The organism is Thiobacillus sp., assembly GCF_024708915.1.
This window is the reverse complement of the sequence record NZ_JANJXQ010000009.1, coordinates 1-26,852: the sequence shown is the minus strand read 5'-3', so window position 1 is coordinate 26,852 and position 26,852 is coordinate 1. Positions and strand designations below refer to the sequence as shown.

The window sequence follows — 26,852 nt, the reverse complement described above, 5'->3', positions numbered from 1 at the left end:
TCGTGACATCCTGTTCTTCGTCGACAACATCTACCGCTACACGCTGGCCGGTACCGAAGTGTCCGCGCTGCTCGGCCGTATGCCTTCCGCCGTGGGCTACCAGCCGACGCTGGCCGAAGAAATGGGCCGTCTGCAGGAGCGCATCACCTCGACCAAGGTTGGCTCGATTACCTCCATCCAGGCCGTTTACGTCCCTGCTGACGACTTGACCGACCCGTCGCCCGCCACCACCTTCCTGCACCTCGACTCCACCGTCGTGCTGTCGCGTGACATCGCCGCGCTGGGTATCTACCCGGCCGTCGATCCGCTCGACTCCACCTCGCGCCAGCTCGATCCGCTGGTCGTGGGCGAAGAGCACTACAACGTGGCGCGTCAGGTTCAGATGACGCTGCAGAAGTACAAGGAACTGCGCGACATCATCGCGATTCTGGGCATGGACGAACTGTCGCCGGAAGACAAGCTCGCCGTGGCTCGCGCGCGCAAGATCCAGCGCTTCCTGTCGCAGCCTTTCTTCGTCGCCGAAGTATTCACCGGCGCGCCGGGCAAGTACGTCACGCTGAAAGAAACCATTGCCGGCTTCAAGGCGATCGTCGACGGCGAATACGACCACCTTCCCGAGCAGGCCTTCTACATGGTCGGACCGATCGAGGAAGCGGTCGAAAAGGCGAAGACGATTCAATAAAGCAGCGAGGGGTGAGGGGTGAGGCGTCAGGCGAAAAAGCCGCACCTCACGTCTCACGCCTTACGCCTCACGAGGTTCTAACATGGCCATGACATTACACGTCGACATCGTCAGCGCAGAAAAATCACTCTACTCCGGCACCGCCGAAGTGGTGATTGCCCCCGGCGTGCGCGGCGAACTCGGCATCTACCCGCGCCACACCCCGCTGTTGACCACACTGAAGCCCGGTTCGGTACGCATCAAGGTGCCCGACCAGGCCGAAGAAGAACTGGTCTATGTATCCGGCGGCATCCTCGAGGTACAGCCTAACGTCGTTACGATCCTGTCCGACTCGGCGGTTCGCGGCGCCGACCTTGACGAAGCCAAGGTTCTCGAAGCCAAACGCGCAGCCGAAGAAGCGATGAAAAACAAGGCGGCCACGATCGATTATGCGCAAGCCCAGGCTGAACTCGCTCAGGCTGTGGCGCAGCTGGCTGCAATCAAGAAGTTGCGCAAGTTGACCTGATCGACGATCCACTGCAGCCTGAAAAAAAGCAACCTGCAGGTTGCTTTTTTTTATGGTGCAAATTATGGTGAAGATATCGAAGCTTGTGTGGTTCGCAAGAACACAAAGCGCCAGATGGATGAAAAAGCGGATGGAAATACAGTGTAAGCTTGGTTATACCGTGATTCGTCCAGCAATCATGATTGAGCGGAATGAAAGCCGAACATGATTATTTAGTGGCCAAGCCGCTTGCGGATTTAAGCGCAAACTGTAAAAACTTGATAAAAAAACGGGGAGAGCCAATTTGCCAGCCACGAATGGGTTTACATTTCAGGCATTGTTGACGATGTTCCGTTTCGCTGGTCCTTAGATATCGATTTACGGACATGGACGGGGTGTATGCAATGCAATACTTCCTCTATGCACATTAGAGTTTTGTTGGAATTCATCACAGGAGCTTAAACATGCGAGTAACCCCTTTTCTTTTCAGTGTTCTTGGTGCAACTTTGATTTCTGCCGGAGTCGTCAGCGCACAAGCGGCTGAAGGCGCTTTTTACGACCCGACCAATGCGGCCAGCCCGACGGGAAAAACCATTGGTCACGAACTCTTCAGAACGATCGGCTGTCCCGGCAAAGGGCTTCTCGATGCGCCTTGCAAGGATATCGACAGTGACGGCGACGGCGTGTTCGATAGCAAGGACAAATGCCCCGGCACGCCGGCTGGCCGCAAGGTCAATGCCGACGGTTGCGAACTGGACAGTGACGGCGACGGCATTGTGGATGGCGAGGACAAATGCCCCACGGTGTACGCCAAAACGGCTGACGGCTGCCCGCCGCCTGTCGCCGCTGTCGCGCCGGTAGCGGAACCCGCTCCCGCGCCGGTAGCGCAACCTGCCCCCGCCCCTGCTGCCGCCCTCGCGCCGGTAGCCGCGCCAGCTCCGAAGGCACTGAAGCTGGAGGGCGTCAATTTCGATTACGACCAGGCTGCTGTGCGCCAGGGAGACTTCGCTGTCCTCGACCAGGCCGCCGCGACGCTGAAGGAATGGGGTGAAGTGAAGGTGGAAGTTGCGGGCCATACCGACAGCCGGGGCACGGATGACTACAATATGAGCCTGTCCCAGCGCCGCGCCGACGCCGTTCGCAGCTACATGATCGACAAAGGCGTTGCGGCCGACCGCCTGACCGCCAAGGGTTACGGCGAATCCCGGCCGGTTGCCGATAACGGGACTGAGGACGGCCGCTTTCAGAACCGTCGTGTCGAACTGGTGCCGCAACAATAATCACGCTTTCGTCCAGCGTGGATAATTGAACACGGGGGCTTCGGCCCCCGTTTTTTTAGCGCCACGCTAGCGCCTCCGGGCGGGCTTGATTATCGGGTGGACGCGCTCAGGCCTTATACTTGGCGCGGGTTTTGCTGCCCGTTTTGCTGACGCGATACATCCCACACGATACGAATGCATTCCATGCTTGAAATCCTGATTCTCGCAGCGGGCAAGGGTACCCGCATGCGCTCCGATTTGCCCAAGGTGCTGCATAAGCTGGCGGGCAAACCCCTGCTCGGGCATGTGGTCGATACGGCCCATGAACTCGGCGCGGCGCAGATCTGTGTGGTGTATGGCTTCGGCGGCGAGGCGGTGCCGCAGGCGATGGCTGACGACAAGCTGACGTTTGTGCTTCAGGCCGAACAGCACGGCACAGGACATGCGGTGAAGCAGGCACTGCCGCGACTTTCGAACACCAGCGTCACGCTGGTGTTGTATGGCGACGTTCCGCTGATCCATGCCGCCACCTTGCAGCCGCTGGTGGCGGCGGCGCAGGCCGGCCGGCTGGGCCTGCTGACGGTCGACCTGACGCAGCCCGACGGTTATGGCCGCATCGTGCGCGAAAACGGCAAGGTTGTGCGTATCGTCGAGCACAAGGACGCAACGCCGGCCGAGCGTGCGATCCAGGAAGTCAACACCGGCATCCTCGCGGTGGCGACCCGCCACCTCAAACAATGGATAGACGAACTGAAGAATGAAAATGCGCAGGGTGAGTACTATCTCACCGACATCATCGCGCAGGCGGTGCGCGACGGGGTAGCCGTGGACACCCACCAGCCGGCATTCGAGTGGGAAGTGCTGGGCGTGAACAGCAAGGCGCAACTGGCCGAACTCGAGCGCATCCACCAGAACGAGATCGCACAGGCGCTGCTCGAAGGGGGGGTGACGTTGATGGACCCGGCGCGGCTCGACGTGCGCGGCACCCTGCGATGCGGGCGCGACGTGGTGATCGACGTCAATTGCGTGTTCGAAGGGCGCGTGGAGCTGGGTGATGGCGTGCAAGTGGGTGCTAACTGCGTGCTGCGCAATGCGCGCATCGCAAGCGGCACGCGGATCGACGCTTTTACCTTGGTCGACGACGCCGTCATCGGCGAGGCCAACCGGCTGGGACCGTTCACGCGCATCCGTCCCGGCACCACGCTTGCGCGCGACGTGCACGTCGGCAACTTCGTCGAGATCAAGAACAGTGAGATCGGCGACGGCTCCAAGATCAACCACCTGTCGTACGTCGGCGACACCACCATGGGCAAGAAGGTCAATATCGGCGCCGGCACCATCACCTGCAATTACGACGGCGCGAACAAGCACCGCACGGTAATCGAGGACGAGGTGTTCGTGGGGTCGGACACGCAGCTGGTGGCGCCCGTTACGGTCGGCAAGGGGGCGACGCTGGGCGCCGGCACCACGCTAACCAGGGACGCCCCCGCCGGCGAACTCACTTTATCGCGGGCGAAGCAGTTCACCGTCGGCGGCTGGAAACGCCCGACGAAGAAATCGTGAGGCGTAAGTAATGGGAGACCTGGACACTATGGAAAATTCAACCAAGCAAAGCACCGGCAGTGCGGGGTTGACCCCCTTACCCCGCACCCCTCACCCCTTACCCTTCGCGGAGCGCCAAGCATGTGCGGAATAGTCGGCGCGGTGGCGCAGCGCAACGTCGTCCCCATCCTGCTCGAAGGCCTGCGGCGGCTGGAATACCGCGGCTACGATTCGGCGGGCCTGGTCACCATCAACGGCGGTCTCAAGCGGGTGCGCAGCGTCGGCCGCGTCGCCGCGCTGGCGGACGAATGCGCGGCGCAGCAGATACACGGCCATCTCGGCATTGCGCATACGCGCTGGGCGACGCACGGCGCGCCGTCGGAAGCCAATGCGCATCCGCATGTCAGCGGCAGCCTGGCAGTGGTGCACAACGGCATCATCGAGAACCATGACGCCCTGCGCACCCGGCTCAAGGCCGCCGGCTTCGTCTTCACCTCGGAAACCGACACCGAGGTCATCGCGCACCTGGTCAATCTGTATTACCGCCAGTCGAAAGATCTGCTCGCGGCCGTGCGTACCGCGGCGGCCGAGCTTGAGGGCGCCTATGCCATCGGCGTGGTGAGCGAAGACGCCCCCCATCGGCTGATCTGCGCGCGCAGGGGCAGCCCGCTGCTGATCGGCTTGGGCATCGAGGAAAATTTCATTGCTTCCGACGTCTCGGCGCTGCTGCCGGTGACTCAGCGGGTGATGTATCTGGATGAAGGCGATGTCGCCGACGTCGGGCTGCTGGCGGTGACGGTATACGACGCCGCGGGCAACCGGGCCGACCGCAGCGTGCACATCTCCGAGTTGTCGGCCGACATGGCCGAGCTTGGCAACTACCGGCATTTCATGCAGAAGGAAATCCACGAGCAGCCGCGCGCGCTGACCGACACCCTGCTGACCGCGGTGGCGCAGGATCATATCCAGCCCGAATGGTTCGGCTTCGATGCCGCCGAGGTGCTGGCGAAGGTAAACGCGGTGACCTTCCTCGCCTGTGGCACCAGCTACCATGCGGCGAAGGTGGCCACGTACTGGCTGGAAGAGATTGCGGGGATCCCGGCGCATGCGGAAATCGCCAGCGAATACCGTTATCGCACCTCGGTGCCCAATCCCGATGCGCTCATCGTCACCATCTCGCAGTCGGGCGAAACCGCCGACACGCTGGCGGCGCTGAATCACGCCAGGGAACTGGGCCAGGACAAGACGCTGACCATCTGCAACGTGCCCGAATCGGCGCTTACCCGCGCATCGCGGCTGAAATTCCTCACCCGTGCCGGTCCCGAGATCGGCGTTGCCTCGACCAAGGCCTTCACTACCCAGCTCGCCGCCCTGTTCCTGCTGACCCTGGTGCTGGCCAAACTGCGCGGCCGTCTTACTGCAGCGCAGGAGGCCGCGCATCTGACGGCGCTGCGCAGTCTGCCGAATAAAGTGCAGCAGGTGCTGGCGCTGGAGCCGCAGGTCGAAGCCTGGTCGCAGCGCTTCGCCAACAAGCACCACGCGCTGTTCCTCGGCCGCGGGGTGCATTATCCGATCGCCCTCGAAGGCGCACTGAAGCTGAAGGAGATTTCCTACATCCACGCCGAAGGCTACCCGGCAGGCGAGTTGAAACACGGCCCGCTGGCGCTGGTGGACGAGGACATGCCGGTGATCACGATCGCCCCCAACGACCAGCTGATTGAAAAACTGAAATCTAATATGCAGGAAGTGCGCGCGCGCGGCGGCGAACTGTATGTGTTCGCCGACGGCGATGTGCACATCGAGGAGTCGGCGTTCGTCCACGTGATCAAGCTGCCCGGCGGCAGCAACGGCGCGCTGTCGCCGATCCTGCATACCGTGACACTGCAGATGCTGTCGTATCACGCCGCCCTGCAAAAAGGCACCGACGTGGACAAGCCGCGCAACCTGGCGAAATCGGTAACCGTGGAGTGAGGCCAGAGGTCCGCGGCGCAGCCGTGCCGCGGAATCGAATGGTGCGGCTCAGTGCCGCTTGTGATCTTCCTTCAGCGCCAGGGTGGCGACCTGGACCCGGTTGCGCAGGCCGAGTTTTTCCATGATGTTGCGCAGGTGATTGCGCACGGTATTTTCGGACAGGGTCATCTTGTAGGCGATGGCTTTGTTCGACAGCCCTTCCTTCACGTGGTCGACGATTTCCATTTCGCGCGCGGTCAGTGCGGACAGCGCGCTGTTGTTGAGCTCGCCGCGCGCCATCTTCTGCATGATGTTGAGCGGGAAGCTGCTCTGGCCGTCGCATACGCTGCGAAGCGCTGCCAGCACCTGGTCGGGTTCACTGGATTTGATGACGTAGCCATCGACGCCGGACGAGATGGCTTCGGAGATTTCCTCGTCGGAATCGGCAATGGTGAGCATGATGACCTTGATGCCGAGGTCGCGCAGGTCGGAGACGAGATCCAGGCCGTCCGCATCGGGCAGCGAGCGGTCGAGCAGCGCGGCATCGGCGCGGTTGCCTGCCGCCAGCCAGGCGCGCAGTTCGGCGGCGTTGGCCAGTTGCGCGGTCAGCGTCAGGTCGGGTTCCTGCTGGATATAGCCGGCCACGCCCATGCGCAGGAGCGGGTGGTCGTCGATGAGGATGATGTTCAAGGGGGCTGGCATCGGTGCTCCGCAGAGGGTGAGTGGCTGCCGTCGGGCAGGCGCTTCGTCGTTATGTCGGCAAGCTGCGCGGTTTGCGCGGGGCCTTCTCGAATAATAAATCAAACAGCGGGTTCGGCAGCCATTTCAGCGCGCGCGCGGCCCACGCCATCTGCCAGGGAATGACGGTGTAGGAACGCCGCCGCGCAATGCAGCGCGCCACCTTGGCCGCCGCCGTCCGTGCGTCCATCTTGAACGGCATGGCATAGGGATTGACGCGCGTCATCGGCGTGTCGATGTAGCCGGGCGCAACGGTGACGACGGCGATGCCGCGCGCTTTCAGTTCCAGCCGCAGCGCTTCGAGGTAGACGGTGGCGGCAGCCTTCGATGCCGAGTAGGCGCCGCCGCCCGGCAGGCCGCGCACCCCGGCCACGCTGGAAATGGCGCACAGCGCGCCGCCGTTCGATTGCATGGCGGCGATGAAGGGCTGGAAGGTGTGCACCAGGCCCAGCACGTTGGCATCCATCACGGCACGGAACACCGGCGCGTCGGCGGCTTCCTCGGTGAGGGTGCCGATGCTGATGCCCGCCGCGGCAATCACGATGTCGGGTACGCCGATATCGTTCAAGAAAGCCGCGGCTGCGTTCCGCATGGCGGCGGCATCGCGGACGTCGGCCTGGTACAGCCGCGCGTCCAGCCCGGCGGCGGTGTCCTGCAAGCCTGCCAGGCGGCGCCCGGCCAGCCCCAGTTGCGCGCCCAGCGCGCCGTAGTGCCGGGCCAGCGCCGCACCCAGGCCGGAACTGGCGCCGGTGATGAAAACCCGCAACGGCAGGGGGCTCACGCTTGAGGAGGGTTAGCCCCAACCCGCGGCGGCCGCACGCATCAGGCACATGATTACCTGGCGGGCTTCTTGCCGCTGCGCTCGGCGCGCGCCTTGACGATGAGCTGGTCGAGCACTTCGAACAGACGCGGTTCGCTGCCGGCCATCGACTGCGAGGTGGCGTATTTGCCGTCGATGATGAAAGCCGGCACGCCGTTGATGCCGTAGGTGGAAGCAAGCCGCGCGCCCTGCGTAGCCTTGGATTGCGTGGAGAAGGAGTTGTAGATCGCCTCGAATTTCTTGCGGTCGACGCCCTGTTTGGCGATCCAGCCACCCAGCACCGCCGGGTCGTTGAGATTGATCTCTTCAACGTGGTAGGCGTCGAACACCTTGTTGTGCAGCTTGCCGAGAAGGTTCATCTGCTCCAGCGTGTAGTAGAGCTTGGCGCCAGGCATCCAGTCGTCCCGGAATACCGCCGGCACGCGGCGAACCTGCGCATCCCTGGGCAGTGTCTTCAGCCAGGCGGTGAGACCGGGCTCAAGCTGGAAGCAGTGCGGGCAGCGGTACCAGAAGAACTCCAGCACTTCGACCTTGTTGCCGGTGGCGACCGGCTGGGCGTTGCTCAGGCGGGTGTAATCGCGGCCTTCGACGGCGGCATTCGGGGCGGCAAAGGCGGACAAGGACAATACGGCTGCGGCCAGCATGGCCAATGCGCGGGTGAACATCAAGGCGTCTCCTGTGGGGTGGGAACTTCTTTGACCAGTGTGGCCGGGATATTGTTCTGCGTCAGCAGGCTACGGGTGCGGTTGACTTCGTCCATGGCACGGAAGGGGCCGACACGCACCCGATGGAATACGCCCTTGTCGCCGAGGTCGCTGGTCTGGATGGCGGTCTCGATGCCGAGCAGGGCCAGTTGCGCTTTCAGGTTGTCGGCATCGGCCGGGTTCTGGAATGCGCCGGCCTGCAGGTAATACAGGGGCGAGGCCGCTGCGCTATCCGCTGCGGGCGGCAGCGGGCCGGTGGACGCATCGCCGGGCAGCACTTTGTAGAAGTCGAAGCTGGGCGCGGTCTCGGGTGCGGCGGGTATGGCGGGCGCCGGCCTGGCCGGTGCCGATTCCGGCGCGGCGAACTTGAAAGGATTGTTGCCGGTGACCCACAGCGCCACGCCCACGGCAAGCACCGCACCGACGATGAGGCCGATCAGCACGCCGGTGAAAATGGAACTGCCGCCGGAGCGGCCGGACTTGCGGGATGCGGGTTTTGCCATGCTTACATTTTCTCCGGGGCGGATACGCCGAGCAAGGCCAGGCCGTTGACGATCGCAATGCGGGCGGCGTCGGCCAGCGCGAGGCGGGCAAGTTTCGTCGCCTCATTGTCGACGAGGAATTTCTCGGCGTTGTACCAGGCGTGGAAATCGCCCGCCAGCGTTTGCAGGTAATGCACTAGCAGGTGCGGCGCCAGTTCGCGCGCGGCGGTGGCGACGGTTTCCGGATATTCGGCCAGGCGCTGCAGCAGCGCGAGTTCGTGCGGTGCGGTCAGCGGCGCAAGATCCGCGGCATCGAGTGCGGCGGCCTGCCCGCCCCATTCCTCGAACACCCGGCAAATCCGGGCATGGGCATACTGCACGTAGTACACCGGGTTGTCGTTGTTGCGGGCGAGCGCCAGGTCGACGTCGAAGATGTATTCGGTGTCGGCCTTGCGGCTCAACAGGAAGAAACGCACTGCGTCCTTGCTGGTCCATTCGATGAGGTCGCGCAGGGTAACGTAGCTGCCGGCGCGCTTGGAGATTTTCACCTCCTCGCCGCCGCGCATCACGCGCACCATGGTGTGCAGCAGGTAGTCGGGGTAGCCCTCGGGGATGCCGACGCCGGCGGCCTGCAGGCCGGCGCGCACCCGCGCGATGGTGCCGTGGTGGTCGGTGCCCTGGATGTTGATCGCGCGCTCGTAGCCGCGCGCCCACTTGGCGATGTGGTAGGCGACGTCCGGCACGAAATAGGTATAGCTGCCGTCGGACTTTTTCATCACGCGGTCCTTGTCGTCGCCGTAGTCGGTGGTCCTGAGCCACAGCGCGCCGTCCTGCGCGTAGGTCTTGCCGGCGGCGACGAGCTTGCCCACCGTCGCTTCGACGCGGCCGTCGGTGTACAGGCTCGACTCCAGATAATAGTTGTCGAAGCGCACCGCGAAGGCCTGCAGATCGAGATCCTGCTCGTGGCGCAGGTAGGCGACGGCGAACTGGCGGATCGAGTCGAGATCGTCGACGTTGCCCGACGCGGTGAACTCGCGGTCGTCCGACTTCACCGTTTTCTTCGCCAGAAAATCCGCCGCGATGTCGGCGATGTAGTCGCCGTTGTAGGCCGTTTCCGGCCATTCGGCGTCGCCCGGTTTCAGACCTTTCGCGCGCGCCTGCACGCTGCTGGCCAGCGTGGCGATCTGCACCCCGGCGTCGTTGTAGTAGAACTCGCGGTACACCCCCCAGCCCTGCGCCGCGTACAGGTTGCAGATGGCGTCGCCGAGCGCCGCCTGGCGTCCGTGGCCGACGTGCAGCGGGCCGGTCGGGTTGGCGGAGACGAATTCGACCAGCACCTTGTGGCCGGCGCCGGCGTCGCCGCGGCCGAATTGTGCGCCGGCCGCACGGATCTGCGGCACCAGGCCGTGCCAGGCGGCGGGCGCGAGATGGAAGTTGATGAAGCCGGCGCCGGCGATTTCCGTCCTGGCGATCAGCGGAGATTTCGGCAGTTCGGTGAGGAGCAGCTGCGCCAGTTCGCGCGGATTCTTCTTCAGCGGGCGCGCCAGCTGCATCGCCGCGTTGCTGGAAAAATCGCCGTGAGCCGGATTTTTCGGGCGTTCGATTTCGAGGCTGACCGCGGCGTCGGGCGCCACGGTTTCGAGGGCTTCGCCGATCAGCAGGGCGATTTGTTCTTTAAGCGGATGGGTGTTGGACATGATTACAAAGAGGAGGGCGCAAGCCGTGCATCCTCAGTGTTCGGAAATGGGTAGTCGGCGATTATAAGCGCCGCGCGCAAGGCATCAAAACACCAGCGGATCGATATCCAGCGACCAGTGCGCCACGCGCGGCCGGATACCGTCGAGTTGCGGCCGCCAGTCGCGCACGAAGGCCTGCAGGGCTTGGCGCTGCGTCGACTGGATCAGGAGTTGCGCGCGTTCCAGGTTGGCCACGCGCGCCATCGCCGCCGGGGTGGCACTGAACACGCTGACGCCGGCGCTTTCGGGCGCCAGCGCGGCGGCGCGCTGCAGGAAGGCGAGCGCGGCATCCATGGTGGCCGCCTCGGCGCGCAGCAAGACCTGGCGGGTGAACGGCGGCAGGTCGAGCTGGCGGCGTTCGGCCAGCAGCGTGCGCGCATAGCCGGCGTAGTCGTGGCGCTGCAGGTAGCGGAACAGCGGGTGGTCGGGGAAAGCGGTCTGGATCAGCACGCGGCCGGGCTTGTCGGCGCGCCCGGCGCGTCCCGCCACCTGCATCAGCTGGGCGAACAGGCGTTCGGTGGCGCGAAAATCCGGACTGTAGAGCGCGCCGTCGGTGTCGAGGATCAGCGCCAGCGTCATGTCGGGAAAGTCGTGGCCCTTCGCCAGCATCTGGGTGCCGAGCAGGATGTCGACCTCGCGTGCCCGCACCGTTTCGCCGAGCTCGGCCCAGGCGCGCGGCCGCATGTGTCGCGGTCGATGCGGCGGATACGCGCGGCGGGCAGCAGGGCGGCCAGCGTTTCCTCCAGCCGCTGCGTGCCCTGGCCGAGCGGCTTGAGATCGGGATTGCCGCAGCCCGGGCATTCGGCCGGGATGCGCGTCTCGAATCCACAGTGGTGGCACTTCAGGCGGTGCGCAGTACGGTGCAGCACCAGCCGCGCCGAGCAGCGCGGGCAGGGCGACACCCAGGCGCAGCTCGGGCAGTACAGCGCCGGGGCGTAGCCGCGCCGGTTGAGGAAGACCAGGCTCTGCTCGCCGCGCGCCAGCGTGTCGGCCAGCGCCTGCAAGGCGGGGCGGGTGAGGCCGTTGTCGAGCGGGATATGTTTCAGATCGACCAGTTCGATGTCCGGCAGCCGGGCCTGGCTGATGGCGCGCTGCTTCAGTTCGATCAGCCGGTAGCGCCCGTTCAGGGCCTGGGCGTAGCTTTCCAGCGAGGGCGTGGCGGAGCCGAGCAGCACCGGCGCGTCAGCCTGTTTGCCGCGCGCGATGGCGACATCGCGCGCCGAATAGCGCAGTCCATCCTGCTGTTTGAACGAGCCGTCGTGCTCCTCGTCCACCACGATCAGCCCCAGCCGCGGCAAGGGTGCGAACACCGACAGCCGGGTGCCGAGCAGGACGTCGCAGCCGGGCGCGGCGAGCCAGTTTTCGGTGCGTGCGGTTTCGCCGAGGCCGCTGTGCAGGGCGGCGATATTGCGTCCGGGAAAGCGGCGGCGGAAATGCTGTTCCAGTTGCGGGGTGAGGGCGATTTCGGGAATCAGCACCAATGCCTGCTTATTCGCCGCCAGTACCGCGTCGATCAGGCGCATATACAGTTCGGTCTTGCCGCTGCCGGTGACGCCGTGGAGCAGGTGCACGCCGAACTGCGCGAGCGCAGGCAGCAGGCGGTCGAGCGCCGCCTGCTGCTCGGCGGTCGCGGCGGGTGCCGGGGAAGCGTGGCTGCACGGCAGCGGGCCGTCCACCGGGCTGCCCGTCGCCTGCGGCGGCAGCCGCGCCCACGCAGCCCAGCCGGCGGCGACCAGCGCGGCCGCGTGGCGGCTTTGCTTCTGGGCGCGCAAGCGGTCGCGTGTCTGCGGTGCCGCGCGCAAGGCGTCGAGCAGCGCGCGTTGCGCCCTGGCACGGGCCGGCGGCGCTGCCACTCGCCCGGCATCGGTCAGCAGCAGCCAGGGGGTGGCGGCAACGAACGGCGTGGCGTTGCGCAGGCGCGGCGGCAGGGCGGCCAGCAGGATCGCGCCCAGCGGGTAGTGGTAATAATCGGCGCAAAACTGCGCCAGGCGGAGGATGTGGGGAGACAGCGCGGGGCGATCGTCCAGCACGCGGATCAGATGGCGCAGTTTGCCGGCCTCGACCGCGCTGTCTGCCGCCGCGCCTAGCGCGACGCCGACCTGGCGGGTGCGGCCGAACGGGACTTCGACCAGACTGCCTGGCGGCACCGCATCAAGGCCGTCCGGCAGGCGGTAATCGAACAACCGGTGGAGCGGCGTATCGAGCGCGACCTGAAGGATGGACGGCATGAGTTAGCGGTGAATCTTGGTTGAATGTTTGTGAAAATCTACTAAGAGGCTGTTGCAAAAGACTTATTTCGCATTGTCCACGCAGGCTGTGGATAATTGTGTGGGTGGTTCGTGTCGATTGCGCTCAAACACCCGTATTCAGGCGGGCAGGCGTCGCTGTCTAAAAAGCAGGCAATTCAGTAAGTTTTTAATTTTCATGGACTTATAAACGAGGCTTGGCTGTCAAGGGCTTGACACAAAAAAATCCCTCCAACGCCAAAACTGTGCATAAGTAATACTGCTTTGAGCGAAAAAGCGCCCCCTTGCGCACCTTTCTGGTGCGCAAGGCCTTGTTTATTCTAGTTTTGTTGCTGCTGAATGCCGGCAATCACCCAGCCGCCCTGGCCGCTGGCCGGTTTGCTGAGGTGCCACACTTCGTCGAGCGGCATGGCGCCCTGATCGGCGGACTCGCGAATGAGGCCGGTGAAGCGCACGCTGACAAGATGGCGGTTGTCTTCGTCGACGGCTTCCAGCACCTCGGCATTGAGTGTCATCACGTCGGTCGTTTGCGCGGCGTCGCCGCGCTCGGCCAGCTGCATCGACAGTTCGGCAAATATTTCGGGCGAGGTGAAGGCGCGCAGGTCGTCCAGATTGCCGGCGTCGAAGGCGGCTTGCAGACGGATGAAGTTGAGCTTGGCTTCACGCGCGAAGGCGTCGGCGTCGAATCCGGGGGGGAAGGAATGCGCGGCAGCGCTGCCGCTCAGTGCTGCGGGGCCGGCGTCGAAGGCCGCGGGCGCACCAGGGTTCGTCGCACCGGGCGGCATGCCGGCGTACTGCATCGCGGGTGCGCTGGCCGGGGCATTGCGGCGCATGAAGAAGCGGAACAGCATGAAAGCGGCCAGCGCCAGCAGCGCCAGCATCAGGAAATTGGCCATTTCTTCGCCCATTCCCAGGTGCGAGAACAGCGCGGCCAAGCCCAGACCTGCGGCGAGGCCGGCAATGGGCCCCATCCAGGAATTTTTCTTCGGTGCGGCCGTCGGCGCAGCAGCGGGCTGCTGGCGCTGCGGCGTGGGCGCGGCATTCTGTTTGGCCGGGGCAGTGCGCTGCATGCCGAAGGATTTGCCGCCGCCCATACGCTTGGCTTCGGCGTCGTGCACGGCGAAGCCGAAGCCGATGAAAAGGGCGAACAGGCTGATCAAGATACGTTTCATGGTGGGTCCCGATAAATATTAAAGCTGGAAATTAAGACGCTGCAGGGTGAAAAAGTTCGCCCAGGCGCTAGGCGGAAACGGGCGCGGCACGCACCGCGCGGCTGCGGCTGTGCACGGCCTCGACCAGCACGCTGACGTTGTCTGGGTTGGTGAACTGCGAAATGCCGTGGCCGAGGTTGAACACATGGCCGGGGTGGTTGCCGTAGCTGTCGACGATGCGATGCGCCTCGGCGCGGATGCGGTCGGGCGTGCCGTGCAGGGCGCAGGGGTCGAGGTTGCCCTGCAGCGCCACCTTGTCGCCGACGCGGCGGCGCGCTTCGCCGATGTCGATGGTCCAGTCGAGTCCGACCGCATCGGCGCCGATGCCGGCCATGGCTTCCAGCCAGTTGCCGCCGCCCTTGGTGAAGACGATGCTGGGGATGCGGCGGCCTTCGCGCTCCTTGATCAGGGCGGCGACGATGCGCTCCATGTAGTCGAGCGAAAATTCCTTGTAGGCGTGCGGGGTGAGACTGCCGCCCCAGGAATCGAAAATCATTACCGCCTGGGCGCCGGCCTCGATCTGCGCGTTGAGGTAGTCGATCACCGCGCGGGTGTTCACTTCCAGGATGCGGTGCAGCAGGTCGGGGCGGCTGTAGAGCATGGTCTTGATGTGGCGGTAGTCGTCCGAGCTGCCGCCTTCGACCATGTAGCAGGCCAGCGTGTAGGGACTGCCGGAAAAGCCGATCAGCGGCACCGAGCCGTCGAGCGCGCGGCGGATGCTTCTGACCGCGTCCATCACGTAGCCGAGCTTGTCGGTCGGATCGGGGGCAGAGAGGTCGCGGATTTCCCACTCGTCGCGCAGCGGGCGCTCGAAGCGCGGACCCTCGCCCTGCGCGAAGTACAGGCCGAGGCCCATGGCGTCGGGCACGGTGAGGATGTCGGAAAACAGGATCGCGGCGTCGAGCGGATAGCGTGCGAGCGGCTGCAGCGTCACCTCGGTGGCGAGATCGGGCGTCTTGCACAGGGTGAGGAAATCGCCGGCGCGCGCGCGGGTCGCGTTGTATTCCGGCAGGTAGCGCCCGGCCTGGCGCATCAGCCAGAGCGGGGTGTGGTCGGTGGGCAGGCGCTGCAGCGCGCGCAGAAAAGTATCGTTCTTGAGAGCGGGCATGGCTGTAGCCACAAAATAGGGCCAGGACGCAAAGCCGGCATTCTAGCAGGCTTGGCATCCTGGCCTTGAGTCGCGGGCGGTCAGCTGCGGCGGAAGTGCCATTCGCCGCGCCCGGACGGGCACGCCAGCACGTCCTGTGGGGTGCGGCCGTTGACGGCAAGCGTGGCGTAGCGGCAGCCATCGCGGGCATCGCCGCGCGGCGTGAAGCGGTAGTCGCGGCCATCGTGGCGCCATGCCACCGGCACGCCGGGGCGGCCCAGTTCCAGCGCGTGGCCCATGCAGGCGCGGTCGCGCTCGTCCATGCTGTCGCCGACGGCGTGTCCCAGCACCGCGCCGAGCACGCCGCCGACCACCATGCCGACTACGCGATCGTCGTGGCCGGCCACCTGGCCGCCGACGACGGCGCCGGCGACCCCGCCGATCACCGCCCCGATCTCGTCGCGGTTGCAGCGGCCGGACGAAATGCCGTAATCGTGGGCGTACGCCACCCCGCTTTTGCCCTTGTAATGCTTGGCTTTTTTGTGATGCTTGCGGTCGTGACCATGGTCGTGATCGTGGTGCTTCTTGTGATAGCCGTGCGCGGGCGCATGGCCGGGTGGGTCGGCCAACGCCGGGCCGGCGGCCAGCAGTGCGGCCAGGGCCAGAGTGACGGATGCCTTCATGGGATGCTCCTTTGCTTATGCGATTGAGGGTTAACGGCGAAACGCGGTTGTGCTGTAGCGGCAGGCGCCGGCCCGCTTAATTGAAGCGGGACGGATGGCCGTGAGCATAACGCGCCTGGCGCCCATGTTTTTCGGCCTTGATGTTGTGGCTGGCGAGATCAAGGGCATGGTTCAGACGCTTGAATTCGCGCGCATCGATCACGCCGTCAGCACGGAACCGGTGTTCCATTGCACGGATTCTGTGCTGTTCACCCATCAGTTCGCGGGATTCGCTGCGGCTCAGATACCCGCTGCGCATGCCGCTCCTGATGCGTTCCATCTGCTGCTGCTGGCGTGCATCGATCTGCTGGCTGTATGCCCGGGTTTGCTGATGGGCATGTCTGTGTCCGTCGCGGCCGTGCGTCCAGCCGGCCTGCGCGCTGGTTGCCGTCAGGCCCAGAGCGAGAATGCCAAGGGCGGTTTTCATCAGAGTGCTTTTCATGGTGCGGCTCCTGTTCGGTTGGGTGGTGCCGCTGCCGGGGTGTTTCGGCAGCGGACAACTGCACTGTACGGAGGCCGTGTAAGCGGGATGTTTGGGGCCGGTAACGGGGTGTAACGCAATGTAACGCCGGGAGGGGGTAATGTTTTGCGGAATCGTGCCGATATGCCCTGACGTACGGGGCGATCCTCGCGCCCGGCTTTAGCCGTCCCCTCCCGCGCATGAAAATCGACCGGCCGCAATGGGGGCTTGGTGTGTAATTAAGTTAGAATTTTCGACTTTTCTAAAAAATCAATAACGCGAATCTCTAGGAGAACCCCGATGCAACTGAATAAACTCGCGGCCACATTTGCCGCGGTAGGCGTGGCTGTGCCCGGTTTGGCCATGGCTACCAACGGCATGCTCATGGAAGGCTACGGCCCCATCGCTGCAGGCATGGGCGGCGCGTCCATGGCCTATGACAACGGCACCGCCGCCATGGCCAATAACCCGGCCACGCTGGGCTTGATGGCGGACGGCAGGCGTGTCGACGTGATGGTGGGGTTTGTCGGTCCCGACGTGAACACCTCCATGGGGATCGGCAAATCCAGTGCGGATGCCTTTTACATGCCGGCCATCGGCTATGTGAAAAAGCAGGGCAAGCTGGCCTGGGGCGCCGGCATCTACGGCCAGGGCGGCATGGGCACCGAGTACGCCAGCGGCGACATGGCGCAGGTGAGCGTGGGACGGGTGATCTTCCCGCTGGCCTACAGCGTCAACGACCGCTTCAACGTGGGGGGCAGCGTCGATATCGTCTGGGCCGGGATGGATATGGCCGTCGATTTGAACATGAGCCCTGCTTCCAAAGAGATCAATTTCAAGGACGGCAGCGACTTCACTGGCGCCGCCAAGGGCTACAGCCTGGCGGCCAAGCTCGGCTTCACCTACAAACTCAATGAGGCGCTTACCGTCGGCGGCGTCTACCAGACCGCCGGCAACCTGCCCGACCTCAAGGACGGCGCCTGGAAAGTGAAGGGCTTCGACATGCCGGCCACCCTGGGCCTGGGCGTGAGTTGGCAGGCGAACGACCGGCTGATGGTCGCGGCCGACGTCAAAAACGTGCTGTGGAGCGACAGCATGAACACCGTGACCATTTACCAGAATGGCGCGATCGTGGCGCCTTTCCAGCAGGATTGGGACGACCAGGTGGTGGTGTCGCTCGGCCTGTCCTACCTGTTCACCGACGCCTTCACCGGCCGCGTGGGCTACAACCATGGCAAGAACCCCATCCCCGACCAGCATGTCAGCTTCCTGTGGCCGGCGATCGTCGAAAACCACTACACGGCGGGTTTCGGCTATGCCTTCAGCAAGCAGTCCGTGCTCAACTTCGCCCTCAGCTATGTGCCGGAAGTGTCGGTGACGGGGACCGGCGCCATGAACAACACGATGCGGATCGACCACAGTCAGCTGAACTGGCAGCTGATGTACAGCTACACATTCTGATCGGCGAGCCGGGCGGCCAGCACGCCGGGCAGCCGGCGTGCTGGCCGCACTACTCGGTTGTTATGCCGGGCCGCTCCCCGGCATCGTCCGGCGTGCGTCCACTTTCTTCAGCCGGCGCCGGGGCGTCGTTAATCACCGGGTCCGACCTTTCCTTGAGCGTCTGTGCGGCCTGGTCGACCTGCTCGCCCGCCCGTTCGGCCGTGTCGGTGTTGTCGCAGCCGTTCAGGATCAGCAGGCTGGTCAGTACCGCCAGCACGCTATAGGAGGCATGCCAGGGATGGGTGCGTTTGGATCGTGGCGGGATGGCGGATGTGATTCCGGCCCCATTCCATTCATACAGCTGCATGTGTTCGTCGTTGAGATGGTGCATGGTCGTGCGCATGTCGGTTCTCCTGGTTCCATCGGATAAGCGGCTGCGGGCGTACCCCGCCGCCGGCCTGATCCCGCAGTCGTCGGTCAAGGTTTGACCTGCAGGCCGTTCTTGACGTCTTTCACGCCTTCGACGCTGCGCGTGATTTTTTCGGCCTGGGCGATTTGCGCCTCGTCTTTCACCCAGCCGGACAGCTGGACCGTGCCCTTGTTGGTTGCCACGTTGACGTTGAGACCTTTCACGCCTTCGTCCTTCAGCAGCAGCGCCTTGACCTTGGCGGTGATCCAGGCGTCATCGACATATTTGCCGGCCTTGTTGCGGTCATTGTTGGCATTGGCCAGGGTGAATTCGTCGCTGCTCAGGCGGTTGTCGCGGTTGGCGTCGCCTGCGCGGAAAGCCTGTTCCTGGCCGCCTTGAGCCTGGAATTCTTCCAGGCTGACGGTGCCGTCGCCATTGCTGTCATACGTCTTGAAGTCGGGCGCTGCCGGTGCGGCCAGGGCCGGCGCAGCGACGCAGACGCTGAGCACGCCGGCAAGGGTGAAATCGAGGAAGCGCGGATCAAAGGATTTCATGTCTATCTCCTGTAATGAGTCGATCTGAATGCAGGTGCACTCAAGCCGCTATCCAGCGACAACCGTGCCAGCCGTGTTTTCATTAATGAAATCATAGGGCTAGAAAATCATGCTGGAACCGGCGAACAGGCTGTCCGGGGAAAGGCAGGCGGATTTGTCTCCTGTCGGCGACAGACAGGGGTGCTTTTTATCAAGCCATTGTTTTTATTTGATTATTTTGTATGGGCTCAGCGACATCCGGCTGAGCATGATGGAACGACGCACAAAAAAGGGAGCCAAGCTCCCGGGTCATGCGGTGCGGCAGGTTTTACAGCGTCGGTGGCCGGCGGCCGGCGGCCAGCAATGCCAGAAACATCACCAGACCAACGGCGAACAGCACTTTGGCGATCCAGGCTGCCGTACCCGCCATGCCGGCAAAGCCAAAAACGCCGGCGATGATGGCGACGATCAAAAACGTAATGGCCCATCCGAACATGGCATTCTCCTTTCCGGGTTGATGAAGGCGCACAAAGGCGATATCCACCCCACGCAGAAGATGTGCCAGATAAATAATCTGCTTTTGAATCAAATGCCTGCGCGCCTGTCAGGGTGCTATGGCGGCATCTGCGCAAATCTGCTGTTGCCGGCGCCCGACGTTCAGCCGGTTTCGTCGCGATCCTGGAACAGTGCGGGAGTGAGGCCGTGGCGTTGCAGCAGCCGATAGACCTCGGTGCGGTTGCGGCCGGCCAGCCGCGCCACTTCGCTGACCTGACCTTGCGTGAGTTTCAGCAGCGTGATGAGGTAATCGCGCTCGAAGGCCGTGCGCGCCACGGCCAGCGGCTGGATCTCGGCCGGCTTGTCGCGCCGGGCGCGTGACACCAGGCTGGCAGGGATGGTGGCGGTGGTGCACAGCGCACAGCATTGCTCCAGCACGTTGTGCAACTGGCGGATGTTGCCCGGCCAGTCGGCTGCCACCAGCATTTCCAGCGCGTCGGGGGCAAGGCCGTGAATGCGGCGGCGATATTTTTCCGTCAGCACAGTCAGAAAATGCTGTGCCAGCAAAGGAATGTCTTCGCGCCGTTCGCGCAGCGGCGGCAGCGTCAGGCTGACCACGTTGAGGCGGTAATACAGGTCTTCGCGAAACTCGCCGCCGGCAATGGCCTCTTCCAGATCGCGGTGGGTGGCCGACAGGATGCGGACATCGACCGTGCGCGTTTCGGTTGTGCCGACCGGCCGCACCTCGCCTTCCTGCAGCACGCGCAGAAGTTTGACCTGCAGCGGCGCGGGCATGTCGCCGATCTCGTCGAGGAATACGGTGCCGCCCTGCGCGCTGAGGAACAGCCCGGGATGGTCGCGCCCGGCCCCGGTGAAGGCACCTTTGACATGGCCGAACAGTTCCGATTCGAGCAGTTCGGCCGGAATCGCGCCGCAGTTGATCGCGACGAACGGCTTGGCGTGGCGCGGGCTGGCGCGGTGGATGGCACGCGCCAGCAGTTCCTTGCCGGTGCCCGATTCGCCGCGGATCAGCAAGGAGGCCTCGCTCTGCGCGGCCAGCCTGGCCTCGGCCAGCAGCGTGTCCAGTGCCGGACTGGCGGCGACGATCTCGCTGCGCCATTCGTCGTCGCCCGTATCGGCGCGGCTGCCGGTCAGCCGGGTGGCGCGCTTCAGCAGGTCGATCAGGGTGGGGGCGTCGTAGGGCTTGGTCAGGTAGCCGAACAGCCCCATCTGGGTCGCGGCCACCGCGTCGGGGATGGTGCCGTGCGCGGTCAGCACGATCACCGGCAGCGCCGGGTCGCGCGCATGGATGGCGCGAAACAGGGCCATGCCGTCCATGCCGGCCATCTGCATGTCGGTCAGTACGGCGTCGGGCCGGGCCAGCGCCAGCTGCGCCAGCGCCGCCTCGCCGCTGTCGACCGCTTCGACCCGGAAACCATTGGCTTCCAGCCGCAGGGTGATCAGTTCACGCAGCGCGGCGTCGTCGTCCACCAGCAGAATGCCCGGTCTTTTCATGGCGTTTTGGCGGGAATGGTGCGCTGTTGCAGGGATTTTTCCAGCGCCTTGATCTGTTCCAGCTTGTCCTGCAATTCCTGCGTGCGCGCAGTCTGCTGCCTGAGTTCGATGCGCGCCCTGAGCGATTTTTTCATCAGATCGAGCAGCGACTGCGCGCGCGGATCGGCTTCGCTGAGCGCGCCGAGGATTTTGAGGCTGCGTTCGAGCGCCTCCACGCCGTCCTCGCGTTCCAGCAGGGCGGCCAGCTGAAAGCGCCGGGCGTCGTCGAGGCGGCGTTCGCCTTCCAGTTCGGCCAGTTCGCGCCGCCGCTGCTCGGCAGACAGCGCCGCCACCCGCGCCAGTTCGCCCAATAATGCCGCTCCGCCCGATTCCGTCTGGCTGGCGCGGGCGGCCGGACGCTCGGGGGCGGGCAGCGTGACACAGGCATTCAATGTCAGCAGCAGGCCGGCAAGAAGAAGTGATTTAAGCGTCATCGCGGGGCAAGGGCCAGTTAAGCGGGCCAGGTTAATTTAAAGCAGGTCGACCACGGCGGGCAATCGATCACCTCGATGCCGCCGCCGGCGGCCAGCAGGTATTCGCGCACGATCGACAGCCCCAGTCCGCTGCCCTTGATCGTGCTGGCAGGCTGGCGCGCGCCCTGAAAAAACGGCTCGAAAATGCGGCTGCGCTCGGCCTGCGGGATGCCCTCGCCCTGGTCGCACACCCAGACTGCGACGGCGCCATCGGCGGGCGCGCTTTTCACCAGGATGCGTCCGCCCTCGGGGCTGAATTTGATCGCATTGGACAACAGATTGTCGAGCACGGTTTCCAGTTGATTGCGATCGGCGCGCACCGCGGCAGCGGTCAACTGGGTCTCGACCCGGATCCCGCGCGCGTCGAGTGCTAGCCGCTGCCGCGCCAGCACGCTGGCGAGCGCATCGGCCAGCGCGTGCGGGACGGCGGGCGGCAGGGTGGCGTCGCGCATCATGCCGGCGTAGCGGATCAGGTCTTCGATGCGCTTCTGCAGCTCGCGGCTGCCGCTGTCCATGATGCCGACGATGCTGCGCTGGCGCGGATTGAGGCTGCCCGCGAGTTCGTCGCCCAGCAGCGCCACGCCCTCGCGCAGCGAGGCAAGCGGGGTTTTCAGCTCGTGCGAAACGTGGCGCAGGAAGCGCAGCTTCTGCTCTTCCAGCGCCTGCAGGCGCTGACGCAGCCAGTCGACCTCGCGTCCCAGTTCGACGATGTCCTGCGGTCCGCTGATCGCCGGCAACGCGGAGAGGTCGGCCCGGCCGAGCTGCTGGATCGAGGCCTTGAGCTGCTTGATCGGGCGGTTGATCATCCAGGAAAACACCGCGGCCAGCAGCAGCGTCAGCGGAATCAGCGCCAGCGCCAGCACGATCAGCCGCTGCCGGGTGGTCTGCACCGTCGTTTCCAGCGCCTGCAGTTCGTGCTGCACTGCGGCATCGGCCTGGACAAGCAGCGTTCGCGTGCTGGCATGCAGCGCATCGAAGGCGGGGCCGAGCGCATGGAAGCGGGTGCTGTCGAGAAACGCCCCCGGCTGCAGCTGGCGATACAGCGTCCGGCTGCGTGTCCGCAGCGCGGCCAGCGTGGCGCGCGACGCGGCGTCGACGAGTTGCGTATCGAGTTGCGCCAGTTGGGCCTGCAGTTCGTTGAAACGTGTTTGCAGGGCGGGGCCGAACTCGGCGTCCTGCAGCAGATGGTATTGTCCGGCGGCGCGCTGCAGCTGGCTGACCGATTCGACGATCTGCCGCACGTCGCGCGTGACGGCGAGGCTGTTGCGGGTGAACTGGCGCTGGGTGTCGGCCACGCCCTGCAACACGTGCACCGCGTTGATCAGGCCGCTCGCCAGCGGCACGATCAGCACGCCCATGGCGACGATAACCAGGATGGTGAACGAGCGGGGGTAATAAGGGCCAGGAAGCATCCGGACGGCGATCGGCGGCAAAAGCGCAGCATACCCCGATTGGGCATGCGCGATGGCAGGGCGGCCGCCATCGCGCATGCGGCGGATTTACAGCAGATCGAGATAACCGAGGATGCCCTTGGCGGCCTCGCGGCCTTCCCACACCGCGGTGACCACCAGGTCGGAGCCGCGCACCATGTCGCCGCCAGCGAAGATTTTCGGGTTGGCGGTCTGGAAGGCGTGCTGCTGGCCCTGGGCGATGACGCGGCCGCCCGGGTCGGTGGCGATGGCGTGGTCGGCAAACCACGGCTGCGGGTTGGGACGGAAACCGAAGGCAACGATCACGCGGTCGGCCTGCACGATTTCCTCCGAGCCCGGTACCACCACCGGGGTGCGGCGGCCGCGCGCATCCACCGGGCCGAGTTCGGTGGTGACGAGCTTGACGCCTTCGACGCAGCCGTTGCCGACGATCTCGACCGGCTGGCGGTTCCACAGAAATTGCACGCCTTCTTCCCTGGCGTTGACGACTTCGCGCTTGGAGCCGGGCATGTTCTTCTCGTCGCGGCGGTAGGCGCAGACGACCGAGGCCGCGCCCTGACGGATGCTGGTGCGGTTGCAGTCCATCGCGGTGTCGCCGCCGCCGAGCACGACCACGCGCTGGCCTTTCATGTCGCGATATTTTTCGTTGGGGTCGGCGGTCTCGTCGGGATTGGCCAGGTCGAGGCACTTGCGCACGTTGGAGATCAGGAAGGGCAGCGCTTCCAGCACGCCGGGCAGATCCTCGCCGGGGAAGCCGCCCTTCATGTAGGTGTAGGTGCCCATGCCCATGAACACGGCGTCGTATTCGTCGAGCAGGGACTGCATCGAGACATCCTTGCCGATCTCGGTGTTGAGGCGGAATTCGACGCCCATGCCTTCGAACACCTCGCGGCGGCGCGTCATCACCCATTTTTCCATCTTGAATTCGGGGATGCCGAAGGTGAGCAGGCCGCCGATCTCGTCATAGCGGTCGTATACCACCGGCTTCACCCCGTTGCGCGCCAGCACGTCGGCGCAGCCCAGCCCGGCAGGCCCGGCGCCGATCACCGCGACCTTCTTGCCGGTCGCCACCACGTTCGACATGTCGGGGCGCCAGCCGGCCTTGAACGCTTCCTCGGAGATGTAGCGTTCGATCTGGCCGATGGTCACCGCACCGAAGCCGCCGCTGTTCGGACCGCCGCCCACGGCTTCGCCGAAACCGTCGGTGTTGAGGGTGCAGGCGCCTTCGCACAACCTGTCCTGCGGGCACACGCGGCCGCACACCTCGGGCAGCGAATTGGTCTGGTGGGAGAGCTCGGCCGCCTCGAACAGGCGGCCTTCGGTCACCAGCTTCAACCAGTTGGGAATGTAGTTGTGCACCGGGCACTTCCATTCGCAATAGGGATTGCCGCAGCCGAGACAGCGGCCGGCCTGCTCCTGCGCCTGCGCCGGGTCCATCCTGGCGTAGATTTCGCGGAACTCGTGCTTGCGGATATCAGCCGGGGTTTTGGCGCCGTCGCGCCGCGCCTGCTTCAAGAACTGGAATACGTCACCCATCTTAGAGCCTGTTTCAGTAGTTATCATGCCCCGCGCCGGTTGCCTGCGGGAGCAGGGCAAGGCGCGGGGAGCGAAGTTTGGTTAATCCAAATGAGCGAGCCGCAACGCGGCCATGTTCCCGCAGGTAACCGGCCCTTCGGGTTGAGACCAGAACCGGCGTCTGCGGCGTTGCAGCGCTTGGCAAGGGGTGGCCCTTGCCGGTGCACTGCGCCTTGCATCCATCCGTTCCTGGTCTCAACGCGGGGCATGATAACTGCTGAAACAGGCTCAAGCTTCCAATACTTCACGTGTCTGGCCGGGAATATCCTCGACCAGGTCTTCAATCGAAATCCGCTTCGGTTTGACCAGCCAGACGCGCGACAAGGTGGCGTCGAAGTCGGCCAGCAGCGCCTTGGCGCGGGCGCTGCCGGTGAGCGCCAGATGGCGTTCGACCTGCGCCTTGAGGAAGATCCGGTAAGGCTCGGTCTCGACGCTGGTGATGCGCGTCAGCTCGACCATTTCCTTGTTGGTCTTCGACACGAAGTCGCCCGCGTGGTCGACCACGAAGGCCATGCCGCCCGACATGCCGGCGCCGAAGTTGAGGCCGGTGTCGCCGAGCACGACGACGGTGCCGCCGGTCATGTATTCGCAGCCGTGGTCGCCGATGCCTTCCACCACCGCCAGCGCGCCGGAGTTGCGCACGCCGAAGCGCTCGCCGCCCATGCCCGCGGCGTAGAGTTCGCCGCCGGTGGCGCCGTACAGGCAGGTGTTGCCGATCAAGGTGTTGCGGTGCGCGTCGAAGGTCGCGGCCTTCGGCGGGAAGATCACCAGGCGGCCGCCGCCCATGCCCTTGCCGACGTAGTCGTTGGCGTCGCCTTCCAGCGTGATCGTCAGGCCCTTGTGGTTCCACACGCCGAGGCTCTGGCCGGCCGAGCCGGTGAGCCGGATGCGGAGGGTGTCGTCCGGCAGCCCTTGGCTGCCGTGCGCCCTGGCGATTTCGCCCGACAGGCGGGCGCCGATCGAGCGGTTGACGTTGTGCACGTCATAGCCGAGTTCGATCGGAGTACCGGCCTTGATCGCGGCCAGCGCGTCGGCCACCATCCGCTCGGCCAGTTCGCCCTTGTCGAACGAGGGGTTGCGTTCCTGCTGCGCGAAGCGCGGCGCGTCGACCGGGATACCGCCCTGCGAGAGCAGCGCGTCGAGCTTGAGCCGGCCCTGGCGCGGCGTGTCGCCTGCGCTCACATCGAGCAGGTCGGTGCGGCCGATCAGGTCGGTCAGCTTCCTGATGCCCAGGGATGCCATCAGTTCGCGTGTTTCCTCGGCGACGAACTTGAAGTAGTTGACCACCATCTCGGGCAGGCCGATGAAATGATCGCGGCGCAGCGTGTCGTTCTGCGTGGCGATGCCGGTGGGGCAGTTGTTCAGATGGCAGATACGCAGGAATTTGCAGCCCAGCGCGACCATCGGGCCGGTGCCGAAGCCGAACGACTCGGCACCGAGAATCGCCGCCTTGACGACGTCCAGCCCGGTCTTCAGACCGCCGTCGGTCTGCACGCGCACCCGTCCGCGCAGGCCGTTGGCACGCAGCACCTGCTGCGCCTCGCTCAAGCCGAGTTCCCACGGCGTGCCGGCGTATTTGACCGACGAGAGCGGGCTCGCGCCGGTGCCGCCGTCGTAGCCGGAAATGGTGATGAGGTCGGCGTAGGCCTTGGCCACGCCCGCCGCGATGGTGCCGACGCCGGGTTCGGCGACCAGCTTCACCGACACCAGCGCTTCCGGGTTGACCTGCTTCAGGTCGAAAATCAGCTGCGCCAGGTCTTCGATCGAATAAATGTCGTGATGCGGCGGCGGAGAGATCAGCGGCGTGCCGGGCTTGCAGTGGCGTAAGGACGCGATCAGCGGCGACACCTTGTCGCCCGGCAGCTGGCCGCCTTCGCCGGGCTTGGCGCCCTGGGCCATCTTGATCTGCAGCACCTCGGCATTGACCAGGTAGGTTGCGGTGACGCCGAAGCGGCCGGACGCGACCTGCTTGATCCTGGAGGTCTTGACCGTGCCGTAGCGCTTGGGGTCTTCGCCGCCTTCGCCCGAGTTGGAGCGGCCGCCGATGCGGTTCATGCCTTCGGCCAGCGCTTCGTGCGCTTCAGGCGACAAGGCGCCGAGCGACATGCCGGCAGAGTCGAAACGCTTGAGGATGGACTCCAGCGGCTCGACTTCGTCCAGCGGAATGGGCTGGATGCCGTGCTCCGCACCGGTCTTCAACTGCATCAGATCGCGCAGCATGGCTACCGGGCGGCGGTCGACGATCTCGGAGTACTTTTTGAATTCGGCGTAGTCGCCGGTCTTCACGGCCTTCTGCAGCTGCTGCACCACGTCCGGGTTGTAGGCGTGGTATTCCTCGCCGAACATGAATTTCAGGAGGCCGCCGGCGGTCAGTGGGCGTAGCGGGTTGAACGCCGCGCGGTGCAACGATTTCTGGTCGGACACGAAGTCGTCGAAGTTGGCGCCGGAAATGCGCGACACCGTACCCGTCAGGCACAGCTTGACGACATCCTCGTGCAGGCCCACGCCCTCGAACAGCTGGGCGCCGCGGTAGCTCGCCACCAGTGAAATGCCCATCTTGGAGAGCACCTTGTAGAGGCCCTTGTCCATGCCCTTGCGGAAATTGCACAGCGCCTTGCCAAGGTTGGGCTTGATCTCGCCGGTCTTCACGAATTCGCCGATCACCTGGTAGGCGAGGTACGGATACACCGCGGTGGCGCCGTAGCCGATCAGGCAGGCGTAGTGGTGCGGGTCGCGCACGCTGCCGGTTTCCACCACGATGTTGGCGTTGCAGCGCAGGCCGGCGTCGATCAGCGCATGGTGCACCGCGCCGGTGGCGAA

24 protein-coding genes and 1 pseudogene are annotated in these 26,852 nt (G+C 64.9%); 6 read left to right on the top strand and 19 right to left on the bottom strand.

Features of this window, described 5'->3' with window-relative positions:
• From Q0L94_RS00985 to glmS, 5 genes and pseudogenes are all read left to right on the top strand, one after another.
• A pseudogene (locus Q0L94_RS00985) lies at positions 1-682 on the top strand (F0F1 ATP synthase subunit beta); the annotation flags it as partial.
• 82 nt (positions 683-764) lie between these two features.
• Entirely contained in the window at positions 765-1,187 is a 423-nt protein-coding gene (locus tag Q0L94_RS00980) for a F0F1 ATP synthase subunit epsilon (RefSeq protein WP_296749224.1), read from the top strand.
• 443 nt (positions 1,188-1,630) lie between these two features.
• Positions 1,631-2,446, top strand: coding sequence for an OmpA family protein (locus tag Q0L94_RS00975; protein WP_296749222.1), 816 nt, complete (start codon positions 1,631-1,633; stop codon positions 2,444-2,446).
• Positions 2,447-2,620: 174 nt separating this feature from the next.
• Entirely contained in the window at positions 2,621-3,988 is a 1,368-nt protein-coding gene (gene glmU, locus Q0L94_RS00970; protein WP_296749221.1) for a bifunctional UDP-N-acetylglucosamine diphosphorylase/glucosamine-1-phosphate N-acetyltransferase GlmU, read from the top strand.
• Positions 3,989-4,108: 120 nt separating this feature from the next.
• Positions 4,109-5,938, top strand: coding sequence for a glutamine--fructose-6-phosphate transaminase (isomerizing) (gene glmS / locus Q0L94_RS00965; protein ID WP_296749219.1), 1,830 nt, complete (start codon positions 4,109-4,111; stop codon positions 5,936-5,938).
• Between the two features lie 48 nt (positions 5,939-5,986).
• Here the strand turns inward: glmS and Q0L94_RS00960 are convergent, their stop codons facing one another.
• From Q0L94_RS00960 to Q0L94_RS00915, 11 genes are all read right to left on the bottom strand, one after another.
• Positions 5,987-6,619: a response regulator transcription factor gene (locus Q0L94_RS00960; protein ID WP_026177593.1), complete on the bottom strand. Its 633-nt coding sequence runs from the start codon at positions 6,617-6,619 to the stop codon at positions 5,987-5,989.
• A gap of 49 nt (positions 6,620-6,668) precedes the next feature.
• Complete coding sequence (locus tag Q0L94_RS00955; protein ID WP_296749217.1) at positions 6,669-7,436, bottom strand: SDR family oxidoreductase; 768 nt, start codon at positions 7,434-7,436, stop codon at positions 6,669-6,671.
• A gap of 53 nt (positions 7,437-7,489) precedes the next feature.
• The gene (locus Q0L94_RS00950) at positions 7,490-8,140 is read right to left on the bottom strand and encodes a thiol:disulfide interchange protein DsbA/DsbL (RefSeq protein ID WP_296749227.1); all 651 of its coding nucleotides are present in this window, start codon (positions 8,138-8,140) and stop codon (positions 7,490-7,492) included.
• Positions 8,140-8,682, bottom strand: a complete 543-nt coding sequence (locus Q0L94_RS00945) for an SPOR domain-containing protein (protein WP_296749215.1) — start codon at positions 8,680-8,682, stop codon at positions 8,140-8,142. Before Q0L94_RS00945 ends, Q0L94_RS00950 begins: the two co-directional genes overlap by 1 nt.
• Before the next feature lie 2 nt (positions 8,683-8,684).
• On the bottom strand, positions 8,685-10,358 hold the full coding sequence (gene argS / locus Q0L94_RS00940; RefSeq protein WP_296749213.1) for an arginine--tRNA ligase: 1,674 nt from the start codon (positions 10,356-10,358) through the stop codon (positions 8,685-8,687).
• Between the two features lie 84 nt (positions 10,359-10,442).
• Entirely contained in the window at positions 10,443-11,081 is a 639-nt protein-coding gene (locus Q0L94_RS17880) for a helicase-related protein (RefSeq protein ID WP_366799044.1), read from the bottom strand.
• Positions 10,973-12,625 (bottom strand): primosomal protein N', encoded by a 1,653-nt coding sequence (gene priA / locus Q0L94_RS00935; protein ID WP_366799042.1) that lies wholly within the window; start codon positions 12,623-12,625, stop codon positions 10,973-10,975. Before priA ends, Q0L94_RS17880 begins: the two co-directional genes overlap by 109 nt.
• Before the next feature lie 338 nt (positions 12,626-12,963).
• Complete coding sequence (locus Q0L94_RS00930; protein ID WP_296749211.1) at positions 12,964-13,815, bottom strand: Tim44 domain-containing protein; 852 nt, start codon at positions 13,813-13,815, stop codon at positions 12,964-12,966.
• Between the two features lie 67 nt (positions 13,816-13,882).
• Positions 13,883-14,962 carry a uroporphyrinogen decarboxylase gene (gene hemE, locus Q0L94_RS00925; protein WP_296749209.1) on the bottom strand — a complete coding sequence of 360 codons (1,080 nt, stop codon included), beginning with the start codon at positions 14,960-14,962 and terminating at the stop codon, positions 13,883-13,885.
• Between the two features lie 80 nt (positions 14,963-15,042).
• Positions 15,043-15,624 (bottom strand): glycine zipper domain-containing protein, encoded by a 582-nt coding sequence (locus tag Q0L94_RS00920; RefSeq protein WP_296749207.1) that lies wholly within the window; start codon positions 15,622-15,624, stop codon positions 15,043-15,045.
• A gap of 76 nt (positions 15,625-15,700) precedes the next feature.
• The gene (locus Q0L94_RS00915; RefSeq protein WP_296749205.1) at positions 15,701-16,105 is read right to left on the bottom strand and encodes a hypothetical protein; all 405 of its coding nucleotides are present in this window, start codon (positions 16,103-16,105) and stop codon (positions 15,701-15,703) included.
• 318 nt (positions 16,106-16,423) lie between these two features.
• On the opposite strand from Q0L94_RS00915, the gene Q0L94_RS00910 reads away from it, so the two are divergent.
• On the top strand, positions 16,424-17,584 hold the full coding sequence (locus Q0L94_RS00910) for an outer membrane protein transport protein (RefSeq protein WP_296749203.1): 1,161 nt from the start codon (positions 16,424-16,426) through the stop codon (positions 17,582-17,584).
• Between the two features lie 49 nt (positions 17,585-17,633).
• Here the strand turns inward: Q0L94_RS00910 and Q0L94_RS00905 are convergent, their stop codons facing one another.
• The 8 genes from Q0L94_RS00905 to gltB form a co-directional block, all read right to left on the bottom strand.
• A complete protein-coding gene (locus tag Q0L94_RS00905; RefSeq protein WP_296749201.1) occupies positions 17,634-17,966 on the bottom strand; it encodes a hypothetical protein in 333 nt (110 codons plus the stop codon).
• Positions 17,967-18,040: 74 nt separating this feature from the next.
• Entirely contained in the window at positions 18,041-18,526 is a 486-nt protein-coding gene (locus tag Q0L94_RS00900; protein ID WP_296749199.1) for a BON domain-containing protein, read from the bottom strand.
• 307 nt (positions 18,527-18,833) lie between these two features.
• Positions 18,834-19,001, bottom strand: coding sequence for a DUF1328 domain-containing protein (locus tag Q0L94_RS00895; protein WP_296749226.1), 168 nt, complete (start codon positions 18,999-19,001; stop codon positions 18,834-18,836).
• Between the two features lie 161 nt (positions 19,002-19,162).
• A complete protein-coding gene (locus Q0L94_RS00890; RefSeq protein WP_296749197.1) occupies positions 19,163-20,515 on the bottom strand; it encodes a sigma 54-interacting transcriptional regulator in 1,353 nt (450 codons plus the stop codon).
• Complete coding sequence (locus tag Q0L94_RS00885) at positions 20,512-20,988, bottom strand: hypothetical protein (protein WP_296749195.1); 477 nt, start codon at positions 20,986-20,988, stop codon at positions 20,512-20,514. Before Q0L94_RS00885 ends, Q0L94_RS00890 begins: the two co-directional genes overlap by 4 nt.
• A 17-nt stretch (positions 20,989-21,005) precedes the next feature.
• Entirely contained in the window at positions 21,006-22,439 is a 1,434-nt protein-coding gene (locus tag Q0L94_RS00880) for a HAMP domain-containing sensor histidine kinase (RefSeq protein ID WP_296749194.1), read from the bottom strand.
• An 87-nt stretch (positions 22,440-22,526) separates the two neighbouring features.
• On the bottom strand, positions 22,527-23,993 hold the full coding sequence (locus Q0L94_RS00875) for an FAD-dependent oxidoreductase (protein WP_296749192.1): 1,467 nt from the start codon (positions 23,991-23,993) through the stop codon (positions 22,527-22,529).
• 267 nt (positions 23,994-24,260) lie between these two features.
• On the bottom strand, positions 24,261-26,852 hold a 2,592-nt coding region (gene gltB / locus Q0L94_RS00870; protein ID WP_296749190.1), incomplete at its 5' end, for a glutamate synthase large subunit.